Source organism: Neobacillus sp. BP17 (assembly GCF_059579525.1).
In genome coordinates, this window is record NZ_CM184198.1 from 4340462 (window position 1) to 4354961 (window position 14500).

Consider the following 14500-nt stretch of genomic DNA (forward strand, 5'->3'; position numbering starts at 1 on the left):
GATTCAATGAAAAGACAAAACCGCAGAGGATCTGCGGTTTGTTTCGAAAACTTACACTTGTGGTTGATCAGAGTATTTTCTTTTTTCTTTTACCGTTTTAATAACGCCTTTCTTCTTCAATTCTTTACACTTCATAACATACCATAAAGAACCTGCGACAAAGACGGAAGAATAAACACCGATTACCAATCCTACAAATAATGCGATGGAGAAATTGAGAATTGATGGGCTTCCAAAAATCATTAAGCACAATACAGTAATTAGGACGGTTAAAACAGTATTAAATGACCGGGTTAATGTTTGACGAATACTTACATTGACCACATCAGCAATATCTTGAACAGTTTTGAGTCGTTTTTTCTTTTGCATATTCTCACGAATTCTATCAAAAGTAACAATCGTATCATGATTGGAGTAACCAATAATCGTTAAAACTGCTGCAATAAAGGTTAAATCTACTTCTAGTCTTGTGATACTGAAAATGGCAATCATGAAAAAGGCATCATGAAGGATGGCAGCAACCGCTGCGATTGCCATATATGCTTCAAATCGGATCGATACATAAAGAATGATACCGATTGATGCTAACAAGACGGCAATAAAGGCATTCTTCGCCAGTTCTTTACCAACAGTTGGAGAAACTGTGCTGACATTCGGCTCAAAGCCAAATTGCTCTTTAAAATCTGCTTTTAACGTAGAAATTTCATCTTTAGAAAGGACTCCAATCATTCGGACTGCCCCAATTTGCTTTTTATCACCAGAAATAACGATATCGTCTGGATCTAAATGATGCTTCGTAAATGCATCTTCCACCTGTTCGGTTGTTAAAGGTGTTTTCGATTGGACCTCTACTCGTGTTCCACTTGAAAAATCAATCCCTAAATTCATACGGAAAATAGCGATTGCGATAATCCCAGCTACAATGAGAACTCCCGAAAGGATAAATACTTTATTTCTAAGTTTTACAAAATCAATTTTATCAAAACGAGTAGGTAGATCAACTGTATCTACATTATCGTTAATAGATTTAATTTGGGACTTGCGTACAGCAAACCAACCTGGTTTGTTATTTAAGAAACCACTGTGAACCCATAGCCCGAGCAATAACCTCGCACCATAAACATTTGTAAGAAAGCTCATAAGGACACTCACGATTAACATGGTCGCAAAGCCTTTTACCGAACTTGTCCCGTAAAAGAATAACACACCTGCTGTTAAAATTGTCGTTAAGTTTGCATCAAGAATAGCGGTAAATGCATGCTTCTCACCAGCCTGGAATGCTGATTTAATGGATCTGCCAACTTTTAATTCTTCTCTAATCCGTTCATACGTAATAATATTGGCATCGACGGCCATACCAATCCCGAGGATAATCGCGGCAATTCCCGGTAAAGTCAGAACCCCATTCATCCAATCGAAAATTAATAGAACTAGATAAGTAAAAATAGTTAGTGTAACGGTAGCAATAAGGCCTGGAAAACGATAATAGAAAATCATAAACAGATAGATAATAATGACACCGATGATTCCTGCGAAAATCGTATCATGTAATGCTTGTTCACCGAACTTCGCTCCAACAGAGGTGGAATAAACCTCATCAAGTTTAACAGGTAACGAACCCGCATTTAAAAGTGATGACAAAGTTTGAGCTTCTTTAGATGTGAAACTACCAACAATTGAAACTGTATTTTGATTAAAGATTTGATTTACAGTTGGTGCTGATAAATACTTAGGATTTGCCTTTGTTACCTCTTTTTTGAAGGAATCTTTTCCTTCTTCAAAATCAAGCCAAATAACAAGAACATTATTAGGTGCCATATTCTTTATTTGTTCAGTTACCTTGCGGAACTTATCGGCACTCTTTAATGTTAGGGAAACGCTTGGTGCTCCGTTTTCATCAAATGTTTGCTTGGCACCGCCTTGTTTTAAGTCGGAACCATCCATCATCAATTTATCATTGGCATCCCTGAAGGTAAGATTTGCTTGTGTAGATAAGATTTCACGAGCTTTATTCTGATCTGTGACACCAGCAAGCTGCACACGAACGCGATTCTTTCCCTCAATCTGGATACTCGGTTCACTGACACCAAGGACATTAATACGCTTATCAAGTGCTTCAGCGGTACTAGCCATTACATTTTTGTCAATTTTTTGTCCTTTTTTTGCTTCCTTCACATCGTACAGAACTTCAAATCCACCTTGAAGATCCAGTCCAAGTTTCATATTGTTTAGGATGTTCTTTGTTGTTGCCCCCATTGTGCTTCCGATAATTAGGACCACAAGTAAGAAAGCAACGATTCTACTGCGCTTTACCATTATGTATTGTTCCTCCTTAATGCATGTGCATCGGCACTGTTCCGTCTAATCCTTATATGAAAATAAGAAAAAAGTCACTTCCTTCATTATGAAAGAATATGGATTGGCTGTCAATTTACAATAATATGAAGGTCTATCTTATTTCTATTTTAAAAGTTCCTTCAATTCATCTTCATCATCCATGGAGAAGTCGGAAGCTTTATAGGCCTCTATCGTCGCAAAATTGAGATAATCACTTGCTTTAACAGACAGAATTTCTTGGATCATTTCGTACAGTTTCATTTCTTTCTTGATTTTTTTCCACTTTTTCTTAATTAAAAAAACCCAAAATTCCTCCTCTGTTACCGAATCAAGCCCTAGCAACTGAAACTCTATAAGTTTACTCGCTACGGCTGGCTGGACTTGGGAGCGAAAATGTTCGAATCTGTGACTTTCATCCATTACGACTGCCTCCTTGGAAAATCTCCCCATTAATTGAACCTTGCCAAAAAGCTGATACAACTTGTCATGCTTTGTCCACCCTTACGCATATAGTTAATTGTATATGAATTCTTCTTATTTGAGAAGGTGGGAATCAGCATGTCGAAGTTTTTAAAAGGGACCTTTATCCTATTAATCGCAGGCCTTGTCACAAGAGTCCTTGGTTTCATAAATCGGATTGTTATAGCTCGGAGTATAGGGGAAGAAGGAGTGGGCTTATACATGATGGCGTTTCCTACCTTTATTCTAGTAGTGACGCTCACTCAGATGGGACTGCCTGTAGCTATTTCAAAAAATGTGGCCGAGGCAGAAGCGAAGGGAAATTTTGCAGAGATTAAAAAAATTCTGGTTGTCTCCCTAGCGATAACGATTTCTCTGTCCCTTATTTTTACCCCTGCACTATTATTACTTGCACCACTGCTGTCGAAAACATTGTTTACCGACCCGCGGACATTTTATCCTTTAATTGCGATCGCTCCAGTCGTTCCCGTGATTGCGATTTCCTCAGTGTTAAGAGGGTACTTTCAAGGAAGACAACAGATGCGTCCGTCTGCAATTTCACAAGTTTTAGAACAAATTGTTCGAATTTCCCTGATTGCCGTGATGACAAGAGCATTTCTTCCTTATGGAATTGAATATGCAGCCGCTGCTGCCATGATCGCTTCTGTGATTGGTGAACTTGTCTCACTTATTTATTTAATGACAACTTTTAAATTAAAAAAACGATTTAGGCTTCGGAAAAAATTCTTTCAATTTGTTCACAGTGGGAAACAAACATTTAAAGACTTAATGGATATTGCCTTACCAACCATGGGAAGCCGAATGATTGGTTCGGTGGCATGGTTTTTTGAACCTATTGTTGTGGTTCATAGCTTAGCCCTTGCAGGTGTCGTCACCGTCGAAGCAACCAAACAATATGGGGCCTTAACTGGTTTTGCCATGCCGCTATTGATGTTACCGTCTTTCATCACTTTCTCTTTAGCCACTTCACTCGTCCCGGCGATTAGTGAAGCCAATACCCAAAACAACAAGAAGTTAATTGAATATCGATTACAACAAGCTTTAAGGTTTGCCTTCTTATCAGGTGGATTGGCCGTTGTTGTTCTCTATGTATTGTCTGACCCGTTAATGCAACTTATGTATGGCTCAGCAAAGGGCTCTTATTTTATTCGATTGATGGCTCCTTTCTTCCTATTCTATTACTATCAAGGTCCATTACAAGCAGTATTGCAGGCGTTGAATCTTGCCCGGGCTGCTATGATTAATAGTCTGATTGGGGCCATCGTTAAGACAGCCGTCATCTTTTTATTGGCATCCCAAGCTTCCTTTGGTATTAATGGGGTGGCAATAGGCATTCTCGTCGGCTTTGTTTTAGTGACCATTCTTCACTTTGCCACTGTACTAAAAAAGATTTCCTTTTCGTTTTATGTTCGTGATTATGTAAAGGGATTTCTTGTTATGGGTGGATCTGGCTGGCTTGGATATTGGTCATTTGCACACCTATTTCTAAATGAAGTGTTAACCATAAGAGTCCTATTATCATTACTAGCTATGACTATTTCCTATATTGTTTTGGTTCTAATGTTAGGTCTAATTAAAAGGGATGAACTAAAACGGATTCCTTGGATTGGAAATTTATTTGTATAAAGAAATAAGACACGCCCACGCGTGTCTTTTGTTCATTCATCCTTTAAATCAATAAAGAACTTTCCGTTTTCATAGCTACAAAAGGAGATCTTTTTAACATCCCGATAGCCCTGTTTTTTCAACTCCTGCCGCAGCCAGAGATTTGTTTTATTAATTCTAAGTAAATTTTCATCATCAATATTCCCATCTAGTATTAAAGGAATCGTAATATCGCCTTGCTGAGATTCTGCGTTTTCATTCTTTATCTTTTCAATGACGGACAAACTTCCAGAGGATTCAAGAATTGCAAACTCAACGTCAGCAATACTACGGATGTCCTTTTCACGGAGCTGTGTCATTAAATCATCAAAATTGTACCGCTGCTTCCGCATTGCTTTCTCATCAATTTTCCCCCGATTAATAATAATGCTTGGCTGTCCATCAATGAGATTACGAAATTTTTTACTTTTTAAAGAAATGAGTGCTAGAAGTATTTGAATGAGCATTAGTAAAATCATGGGGACAACTGTATAAATTAAAGGATCCTTTGGTTCATCGATTGAAACAACAGCCATTTCACCAATCATGATAAAAACAACGAGATCCAGAATACTTAATTCTCCAATTTCCCTTTTCCCCATAACACGAAAAATAACTAGGATAAGTACATAAAAAAACAATGTTCGAAACACAATCGTCACATATTCTTCCATAACTGTCGCCCCTTTTTTTACATTCAACGATATTGTTTGCATTTTAAAGTGAAAAATTAGCGGAATAAAATACCAACACCCTCTTCCGTTTGAAAAATTCTATAAAATTTATTCTACTTTTCCCATTCCACGAATACGCTTGTACTAGGAAGAAAGTTCACTAGGGTCTGGCACTATAGAGTATATATAAATGCCAGCCTAAAGGGCAATTGAAGGGGGAGAGTTAAAATCGAATCAAAAAGCTTTGGCACTTCCATTCTGTACGGATTAATTTTTATTCTCGTTTTTGCTGTAATTAGCAGCCTAATATTTGCGTTTATTCTTAGGTTTACGTCTGCACGTGAAGTATCGCTTCAATACGTAGTTACGGCACTATCTTTTATCGGGCTATTCGGAGGTGGTTTCTTATCCGGTGGAAAAAGAAAAGAAAAGGGCTGGCTTATTGGGGGAATGACTGGCTTAATCTACTCGGTCATTGTCTTTTTGTTCCAGTACTTAGGATATGATCGCTTGTTTGATGCCGAACAAGTCATTTACCATACTTGCTACACATTAATTGCGATGATGGGTGGTATTTTAGGAGTAAACATTTCTACAAACAATTCTCGAAGATCTGTGTAATCTAAATAAAAGGAAGCCGACTTGCGGCTTCCTTTTTTGCTAGTTATTATTTTGAAAGGTTTACGCTTTCGCCTGCATCAGCAGTGACTTCACGAATAGCATTACGGTCAAATGTAAGACGGCTTCCGTCACCACATTTAATAACGGCTTTATTATCATCAATTGAATCTATAAAACCATGTAGTCCACCAATCGTGACGATTTTATCACCCTTTTTTAAATCGTTTTGCATTTGCTGAACCGCTTTTTGGCGCTTTTGTTGCGGGCGAATTAATAGGAAATAAAATAACACAAACATTAATATTAATGGAATGATTGTACCAATTCCTCCAGACATCCTGTTTCCCTCCTTTCAATATACATCTATTAGAAATTTTTCGCGTTCGGTTTGTTAAAACCATAACGTTCAAAAAATTCTTCTCTGAAATCACCAAGCCGGTCTTCCATGATGGCTTGTCTGACTTTCTCCATTAATCTTAACAGAAAATAAAGATTATGGTAAGACGTTAAACGAATTCCAAACGTTTCATCGCATTTTATTAAGTGGCGGATGTATGCACGGCTGTAATTTCGGCAGGTGTAGCAATCACAATTTTCATCGAGTGGTCCAAAATCTCTTGCGTATTGAGCATTTTTCACAACAAGTCGTCCTGTGCTGGTCATCAATGTTCCATTTCTGGCAATTCGTGTTGGCAATACACAGTCAAACATATCAATTCCGCGAATCGAGCCGTCAATTAATGAATCTGGTGATCCCACTCCCATTAAATAACGCGGTTTATTCGTTGGTAACAATGGTGTTGTAAACTCAAGGACACGGTTCATGACGTCTTTTGGCTCACCGACAGACAATCCTCCAACAGCATAGCCTGGAAAATCTAAGGAAACAAGGTCTTTCGCACTCTGCTTGCGAAGTTCCTCATATTCTCCCCCTTGAACGATTCCAAATAAACCTTGGTCATTCGGACGGCTATGGGCAGTTAAACAACGCTCCGCCCAGCGTGATGTTCGCTCCACAGACTTTTGCATATACTCATAAGTGGCAGGAAATGGCGGGCACTCATCAAAGGCCATCATAATATCGGAACCAAGAGCATTTTGAATTTCCATCGCCTTTTCTGGTGATAAAAATAATTTTTCACCACTCATATGGTTGCGGAAATGAACTCCTTCTTCTTCAATTTTACGGAATTCACTTAAACTAAACACCTGAAACCCACCCGAATCGGTAAGGATTGCACGATCCCAGTTCATAAATTTATGCAATCCGCCCGCTTCCTTAATGATTTCATGTCCAGGTCGCAGCCATAGATGATAGGTGTTACTTAATATAATTCCTGCACCCATTTCCTTTAAATCTTCAGGTGACATTGTTTTTACTGTAGCAAGTGTACCAACAGGCATAAATGCAGGAGTATCAAATGATCCGTGCGGGGTATGGACTCGGCCTAGCCGGGCCCCTGTTTGTTTACATGTCTTTATTAATTCATAACGAATAGCAGTCAAAATTTTTATCTCCTTCCTAAGGCAATCCTTAGATGATCAACATTGCATCACCAAAACTAAAAAAACGATACCGCTCAGCTACAGCCGTTTGATAGGCATGTAACACATGTTCTCTGCCTGCTAACGCACTGACAAGCATAATCAGAGTTGATTTTGGCAAGTGAAAGTTCGTAATCATTCCATCAATGGCTTTAAATTCATAGCCGGGATAAATAAATATACTTGTCCAGCCGCTTCCTTCTATAAATTGTCCATCATTTGCCGAGGCAATGGTTTCAAGGGTACGTGTGGAGGTTGTCCCTACTGAAACGATTCTGCCCCCATTACTTCTAACCTCATTTAGCAGCCGGGCTGTCCCCTCTGTCATTATATAAAATTCAGAATGCATATCGTGCTCTAATACATCATCTACACTCACAGGACGGAAAGTCCCCAGTCCGACATGGAGGGTAATAAAGGCAATATGGACACCTTTTGCTTTAATTTCCTCTAATAAGCTGTCGGTGAAATGAAGACCTGCTGTTGGCGCTGCGGCTGAACCAGGTTCACGCGCATACACAGTTTGATATCGATCCCGGTCCTCTAGCTGCTCTTTTATGTATGGTGGGAGCGGCATTTCTCCTAATTGGTCGAGCACCTCATAAAATATGCCCTCATATTTGAATTCTAAGACACGCCCGCCATGGTCCGAGGTTCCAGTGCAAACGGCTTTAAGTAATCCATTGCCGAATTCGATTTCGGTTCCTTCTTTTACTCTTTTTGCAGGCTTGACAAGTGTTTCCCAACTGTCTCCTTCTAGCTGCTTCAAGAGTAAAACTTCAATTTTGGCGCCTGTATCTTGTTTGACTCCAAAAAGACGTGCAGGAAGTACCTTTGTATCGTTTAAGACAAGGCAATCTCCTTCACGCAAATATTCAATCACATCTTTAAATACTTCATGCTTTATATCTCCGGATTGTTTATCAAGGACCATTAAACGGCTGTCGGTCCGATTGTGCAACGGCACCTGCGCAATTAATTCCTCCGGTAAATGAAAATCAAATAAATCTACTTTCATAATATGACACCCTAATCTTTTTTTTATAATCAATCAATTGGCAGGCATATCCATCCCAAAATGCTGATAGACCAGCGGGGTTACCACCCTGCCGCGTGGAGTTCTTTGTAAAAAGCCAATTTGTAATAAATATGGTTCATAAACATCTTCGATGGTTTCAGATTCTTCTCCAATCGAAGCCGCAATTGTATCCAGACCGACGGGACCACCGCGGAATCTTTCGATAATGCCCTTCAGCAGTTTATGGTCGATATGATCTAATCCGAGTTTATCGACTTGAAGCAGTTCAAGTGCTTCTCCTGCAAGAGCAAGATCAATCGTTCCATCCCCTCTTACTTGGGCAAAATCTCTCACCCGGCGGAGGAGACGGTTCGCAATCCTCGGGGTCCCCCGTGATCTCCGAGCAATTTCTGCTGCCGAAAGGTCATCGATTTCAGTTCCAAACACTTCCGCTGTTCGCAGGACAATATTTTTCAATTGGTCTTCTTTATAATACTCGAGTCGACTTAAAACTCCAAACCGGTCGCGTAATGGGGCTGATAAGGAACCAGCCCTCGTTGTCGCACCAACCAGAGTAAACGGTGGGAGATCCAGGCGGACAGACCTCGCGCTTGGTCCTTTGCCAATGACAATATCAAGGCAAAAATCCTCCATCGCTGGATAAAGCACTTCTTCGATCGTCCGTTGCAAGCGATGTATTTCATCAATAAATAATACATCTCCAGGTTCAAGAGCCGTAAGAATCGCTGCTAAATCACCAGGTCTTTCTATGGCTGGTCCTGAAGTGGTACGGATATTTACGCCCATCTCATTGGCAATAATCACGGCAAGTGTTGTCTTCCCTAATCCGGGCGGCCCATAGAGAAGGACATGGTCTAAAGTTTCCTTCCGCATTTTTGCAGCCTTTATATAAATATCAAGGTTTTCCTTTACTTGATCTTGCCCTATATATTGACTGAGAACTTGCGGCCTAAGGCTCTGTTCTATGCTCATCTCGCTCTCGTTAACTTCACTAGATATAATCCGATCTTCCATGAATCATCACCTATTTTAAAAGCCGTTGCAGGGCTTTTTTAATGTATTGGTCCGTAGACATTTGTTCTTTTCTTAGCTCAGGCGTTATCTTTTTGATTTCTTTCTCGGAATAACCTAATGCTTTCAAGGCAAGAATGGCTTCTTCTAAATTTGAATTTCCCTTTTGTGTTTGCAGCTCAAGTTGGTCTGCATTAAATAAGTTAGGGAAGTAGTCTGGAACAATGTCCTGCAATTTTCCTTTTAGGTCTAGGATCATTTGACGGGCTGTTTTTTTGCCAACTCCCGGGAATTTGACGAGGAAGCTTTCATCTTCATTTTCAACAGCTGTAACCACCTGCTGCACTTCACCTGACGCAAGGATGGCTAGTGCCCCTTTGGGACCGATTCCTGAGACATTTAATAATTTTGTAAAAAGTTTTTTCTCTTCTCTAGTTTCAAAGCCGTAGAGTGCATTGATATCCTCACGAACATAATGATAGGTATATACGGTTACCATTTTTTCCATTTTACCCGCATAGATAAACGGATTGGGCGTTGCGATTTGGTAGCCGATTCCGTTGTTTTCAATCACTATATATTCCGGCCCGACAAAGTCGACGGTCCCTTTAATAAATTCGTACACTTGCATTCTCTCCCCTAGTTTTACACTGTATTTCATTCTACCATACAATTTTGAGTAAGTTATAGAAAATAACTATTGGGAGAAACATCGAACTATTCGGAATTCGGAGTTCGGCTTTCGGAGTTCGGCTTCGCAAGGAGGGGAATTATTCGATTCGCTGATAGAAGTGTAATATTCGCCGATAGATGCTTGGAATTCGCTGATAAGTGCTTGAAATTCGCTGATAGAAATTTGAGATTCACTGATAGATACTCGGAATTCCCTGATAGAAATTGGATTCGCTCATTAAAGTACGGAATTCGCTCATTCAACCTCTGAAACACCCTAATTGACCTCTATTTTCGAAAAAAAAAACCAGGCTGAAAGGGCGGCATCAGTCTGATTAATAGATTTTTCTATTCATTTTTTAAAGAATATGGCTTAAATGTCTCTAATACTTCTACATATCGATTCTTATTTTTGATTGGAATGCCTTGAATTAATTCCTCTTGCTTTGTGCTCTCGAGCCTCTTAATGTCTATTTGAAAAAATGATTGGATAATTTTTAATTGGTCAGGTTTTCCATTAAAGATACTCAAAACACCCTCTTCAGTAATTCCAAAAAAGCCATTTGCTTTTAGCAAGGGGGATATGTCATTGACTTGTTTTTGAAAAACAAATGTCGATCCGTCAATGTCAATCAACTGCCATTGGTCATACTTAGCCCAAAAGTTCTCCAAGGACCAGCATGTCTCATTGACCACTTCTTGACTTATTTCCCCATCCAAATATACCCTTTCCAAAATAACCTTCATATTTAGAGGTTCAGCTTTTTCCTCTTTCTGAGGTTTATCCATGGGAGCGGCCGAGCCAATTATGGTCATTTCGTTGGCATTAAAAATAAACATGAAGAGAAGAACAGCGAATCCGGCGAACATATACCTACACCATGCCATCCAATGATACCTCATGCTACTCACCTCTTATTGTTAAAAATTAAACATTCTATACAGTAATAGTTTAGCCTTATTTTGCCTTTTTATCCTCCATGAAATGTTAAAAAGGGTAAAGCTAAATAGCTTTACCCTCAACCCGTAAGGATTATCTTCCGCCTTTTTCCTGTTGACTATCATTATAAAAGTTACGATCGCGTCCAAGGGTTCCTTCGTCAATGATGACCTTTACTGTTCTTCCGTTTGCGTATGGCTGTACTGCTTTCTGAATCGCTCTTTTGGTAGCAGCAGCCTTGCCATGGTTATTTAAATGCACGGAAACAATAATCGTATTTCCATAGGCAACGGATCGAACGTCCTGTACATTCGGAACCGCATCTATTTTGTTCCTGATTTTATTCGTAATATTATTTTGAAAGTCAGGGTCGGTTTTCACACCAGTATTTCTGGTGTTTACATTTAAATGACCGTGATAATTCATATCACTCGTACTAAAGCGATTATCTCGTTGGAAAAAATTACGGTCATTGGAAGCTAAAGGTTTGGTTGGGTTCTTTGGATTCCCATTTCCATCCTTGGTTTGAAGCTGCCTTCTTCTATTTTCATTCGTAACTTGGTCCTCATCCCCTAGAGAATGATCCATCATTTCCGTAATTGCCCCGTCATCATCTCTAAAAAGATTATTATCTGAGTTTGGGTGGTTTTCATTGGAATAATATCCGACCGGATTTAAAGAATTTTTATTGTTATCGTTAACCCCTGCACGATTATCATTATTCGCACATCCAGCCAGTCCCAACATTAATGTGGCTGAAAGAGGAATCATCCACTGTTTCTTATTCAAGCGAAAAACCCCCTCCATTAACATCCTGAGCATGTGAAACCCATGCTCATTATTAGGGTGTTATTTTTGAGGGGATTTCATTCAGACGGAAAATTCCAGCTCTGGTTAATCCACTAACTCCATTAAACGATCAATAAATTTTTTCCTAGCATAAAATTGACTGATTGTTAAGTCCATTACTTGTTTATATTTCATATGGTCCATATATGATTTTTCACGAATCATTCGATTCCATTCCCGAAAGATATCTGCTGGATAGGCTAATGCATATAAAAAAGCGGCCTCGTGTAAGTATTTCTTTATTTGTTTAAGACTGGAAAGTTTTTCGAATGACCAATCAAGATAAGGTAAAATCCTATTCGCATATTGTAAATAATCAAAGGAAGCTGGACCAATGCTGATTAAATCAAAATCAATAAGATTTAATTGTCCGCCTGTATCCCTTAAGAAATTATGATGGGCTACATCCCCATGGAGAATGAGAGAAGGCTCCGTTTGAAAGAAGCTCCGGTTATTTTCCATCCCTTCCAGTGACCAGTCAGCCCAAGCAAGCATTTCTGTAATCACTGGCTCATTGATAAAATAACCAAGATAGGGAAGATTATTGGAAAAAACATTTAGTCGCTCCGACCATTTTTCGATAAGATGTCCTTTGGGAAGTAAAGTTCGATAGCGTGCTTCAAACGATGCCGTGGTTTGGTGGTATTGTTCTAATAACTCAATTCCTTCTTGACGATTTTTATGCGAATGGAACGAAAATACCGATTTATTTGGAGGAATGTACTCCATACATCCAAAGTAGGTTCCTTCAAAAAAAAGCTGATCTCTCATTGGGGAAGTTAAAAATAAATAGGTCTTTGTAAATCCTTCTTTTTTTAGGGTGGTTGTAAAGGCTTCTTGGAGTCTTAGCCTATTATTGGTATGATACCCTTTTAGGACGTAAGTATTTTTATCTGTTCTTAAATAAATAACAGATTTTCGAATCGGAACCATTTGAACGATTCGTTCAAGGAACTGGGATTGAAAATAAGAGAGGAGACGATCAAAATAATCATCGTCTCCCTTTTTTTGATTTGGTGTATTAAAGGCTCTCATCTTGGTAACCTGGCATCCCATAAGGACTTGTTCCGATCGGCCCCATACCATATGGATTCATATACGGAGGCTGTGCCGCATTAACTGGCCCTGTATATGGTGCGCTGTAAATTGGCGGGGTTGGCGGCTCAAAGTTTGGTGCCATCGGTTCTTGCTGTTGTATTGGTTCCAGTTGTTGCATAGCTTCCCGCTGCTGCATTGGTGCTAGCTGCGGCATCGCCATCGGTGCCTGCATTCCCGCTGGCATTCCTACTGGTGCCCCTCCACAGCCGCAATCACCTCCAGCTCCTGCTGGAAAACCTTGTGGTGCCTGCATGAACGAACCATGGCCAGCCATTTCTGGAGTTTCGAAATGAGGTGGTACGCCCATTGGACCACTCATTTGCGGGTAGCCGAATGGCATTTGTCCATAAGGTACACCCATTCCATACGGATTTCCCATAGCAGGATTTCCAAACATGCTTCCTGGCATTACCTGAGATGGTGCAAAGCCAGCTGGATTTTGTGCCATTCCAAATCCTGAAGGACTTTCCATTGGGAAACCTGTTGGCATTTGACCAAAGCTTCCTGGCACTTGCTGTCCAAATCCTTGTGGCATTTGTTCGAAGCCTCCTGGCACTTGCTGTCCAAATCCTTGTGGCATTTGTTCGAATCCTCCTGGCATTTGCTGACCAAATCCTTGTGGCATTTGACCAAAGCTTCCTGGCATTTGCTGGCCAAATCCTTGTGGCATTTGTTCGAAGCCTCCTGGCATTTGCTGACCAAATCCTTGTGGCATTTGGCCGAAGCCTCCTGGCATTTGCTGGCCAAATCCTTGTGGCATTTGATCGAAGCCTCCTGGCATTTGCTGACCAAATCCTTGTGGCATTTGGCCGAAGCCTCCTGGCATTTGCTGACCAAATCCTTGTGGCATTTGTTCGAAGCCTCCTGGCATTTGCTGACCAAATCCTTGTGGCACTTGATCGAAGCCTCCTGGCATTTGCTGGCCAAATCCTTGTGGTGATTGACCGAATGCGGATGGATCCATATAAGGGTAACCCATTGGCGCCTGGGGTGATTGAGCACCCATTACTGCCCCCGGATTATAGGCAGGATTCATAACAGGCAATTGCGGCATAAAGGATGATTCATCATCGAATTGCGGTGAAACAAACGATGTTCCAGCAACAGTTGGCGCTGCCCCTGGATTGCCTGGGAACCCACTTGGCATTACCGGCGGTGTTGGAATCGCCCCACCTTGCCCTTGTTGGTAAGGCATGTATGGCTGTACTGGCATCGGGAATCCACCAAATGGAGGACAGAATCCTGGCCCCGGCATGATTGGAGTAACTGGAACACAATAATCCTGTTGCGGTGCTACCTGTTCAGGTGCTTCCATTACTGGTGGCGGTGCAGGAACAACAGGTGTTTCTTTGATTGGCATTTCTTTGATTGGTGCTTCTTTTATTGGCATCTCTTTGATTGGCATTTCTTTAATCGGCATCTCTTTCTTTGGTACTTCTTTGATCTCAGGCAGGATATTTGCTGGTTTAGGCGGCAATTGTGGTTGTTGTACTGTCATATTTTGCATGTTCATCATGTAATAATTGTTAATATCTATTTCTGGGACGATTTGTAGGGGCATTTTTGGAGTATATGGTGCTTTTGGTGCTT

13 protein-coding genes are annotated in these 14500 nt (G+C 40.3%); 2 read left to right on the forward strand and 11 right to left on the reverse strand.

Annotated features, from left to right (window positions below):
* Window positions 1-51: 51 nt before the first annotated feature.
* Window positions 52-2316, reverse strand: coding sequence for a protein translocase subunit SecDF (gene secDF, locus AC4QJR_RS21255; protein WP_496524100.1), 2265 nt, complete (start codon window positions 2314-2316; stop codon window positions 52-54).
* Window positions 2317-2460: 144 nt separating this feature from the next.
* Window positions 2461-2757: a post-transcriptional regulator gene (locus tag AC4QJR_RS21260; RefSeq protein WP_251457521.1), complete on the reverse strand. Its 297-nt coding sequence runs from the start codon at window positions 2755-2757 to the stop codon at window positions 2461-2463.
* Window positions 2758-2895: 138 nt separating this feature from the next.
* On the opposite strand from AC4QJR_RS21260, the gene spoVB reads away from it, so the two are divergent.
* Window positions 2896-4443, forward strand: a complete 1548-nt coding sequence (spoVB, locus tag AC4QJR_RS21265; protein WP_098575607.1) for a stage V sporulation protein B — start codon at window positions 2896-2898, stop codon at window positions 4441-4443.
* A 32-nt stretch (window positions 4444-4475) separates the two neighbouring features.
* Here spoVB and AC4QJR_RS21270 read toward each other — a convergent pair whose 3' ends face one another.
* A complete protein-coding gene (locus AC4QJR_RS21270) occupies window positions 4476-5135 on the reverse strand; it encodes a DUF421 domain-containing protein (protein WP_251457529.1) in 660 nt (219 codons plus the stop codon).
* A 258-nt stretch (window positions 5136-5393) separates the two neighbouring features.
* Here AC4QJR_RS21270 and AC4QJR_RS21275 point away from each other — a divergent pair, with 258 nt between their 5' ends.
* The gene (locus AC4QJR_RS21275) at window positions 5394-5756 is read left to right on the forward strand and encodes a TIGR04086 family membrane protein (RefSeq protein WP_098575609.1); all 363 of its coding nucleotides are present in this window, start codon (window positions 5394-5396) and stop codon (window positions 5754-5756) included.
* Window positions 5757-5802: 46 nt separating this feature from the next.
* Here AC4QJR_RS21275 and yajC read toward each other — a convergent pair whose 3' ends face one another.
* The 8 genes from yajC to AC4QJR_RS21315 all read right to left on the reverse strand — a co-directional run bounded on the left by yajC (window position 5803) and on the right by AC4QJR_RS21315 (window position 12847).
* Window positions 5803-6093, reverse strand: a complete 291-nt coding sequence (gene yajC / locus AC4QJR_RS21280) for a preprotein translocase subunit YajC (protein WP_098575610.1) — start codon at window positions 6091-6093, stop codon at window positions 5803-5805.
* A gap of 29 nt (window positions 6094-6122) precedes the next feature.
* On the reverse strand, window positions 6123-7262 hold the full coding sequence (gene tgt, locus AC4QJR_RS21285; RefSeq protein ID WP_098575611.1) for a tRNA guanosine(34) transglycosylase Tgt: 1140 nt from the start codon (window positions 7260-7262) through the stop codon (window positions 6123-6125).
* Window positions 7263-7290: 28 nt separating this feature from the next.
* Window positions 7291-8319 (reverse strand): tRNA preQ1(34) S-adenosylmethionine ribosyltransferase-isomerase QueA, encoded by a 1029-nt coding sequence (gene queA, locus AC4QJR_RS21290; RefSeq protein WP_496524101.1) that lies wholly within the window; start codon window positions 8317-8319, stop codon window positions 7291-7293.
* A gap of 33 nt (window positions 8320-8352) precedes the next feature.
* Window positions 8353-9354 carry a Holliday junction branch migration DNA helicase RuvB gene (gene ruvB, locus AC4QJR_RS21295; protein WP_496524102.1) on the reverse strand — a complete coding sequence of 334 codons (1002 nt, stop codon included), beginning with the start codon at window positions 9352-9354 and terminating at the stop codon, window positions 8353-8355.
* A 10-nt stretch (window positions 9355-9364) separates the two neighbouring features.
* Window positions 9365-9976 (reverse strand): Holliday junction branch migration protein RuvA, encoded by a 612-nt coding sequence (gene ruvA / locus AC4QJR_RS21300; protein WP_496524103.1) that lies wholly within the window; start codon window positions 9974-9976, stop codon window positions 9365-9367.
* Between the two features lie 395 nt (window positions 9977-10371).
* Window positions 10372-10926, reverse strand: coding sequence for a BofC C-terminal domain-containing protein (locus AC4QJR_RS21305; protein WP_496524104.1), 555 nt, complete (start codon window positions 10924-10926; stop codon window positions 10372-10374).
* A gap of 130 nt (window positions 10927-11056) precedes the next feature.
* Complete coding sequence (locus AC4QJR_RS21310; RefSeq protein WP_496524105.1) at window positions 11057-11752, reverse strand: YhcN/YlaJ family sporulation lipoprotein; 696 nt, start codon at window positions 11750-11752, stop codon at window positions 11057-11059.
* A gap of 105 nt (window positions 11753-11857) precedes the next feature.
* Window positions 11858-12847, reverse strand: a complete 990-nt coding sequence (locus AC4QJR_RS21315; RefSeq protein ID WP_496524106.1) for a phosphotransferase — start codon at window positions 12845-12847, stop codon at window positions 11858-11860.
* Window positions 12848-14500: the final 1653 nt, after the last annotated feature.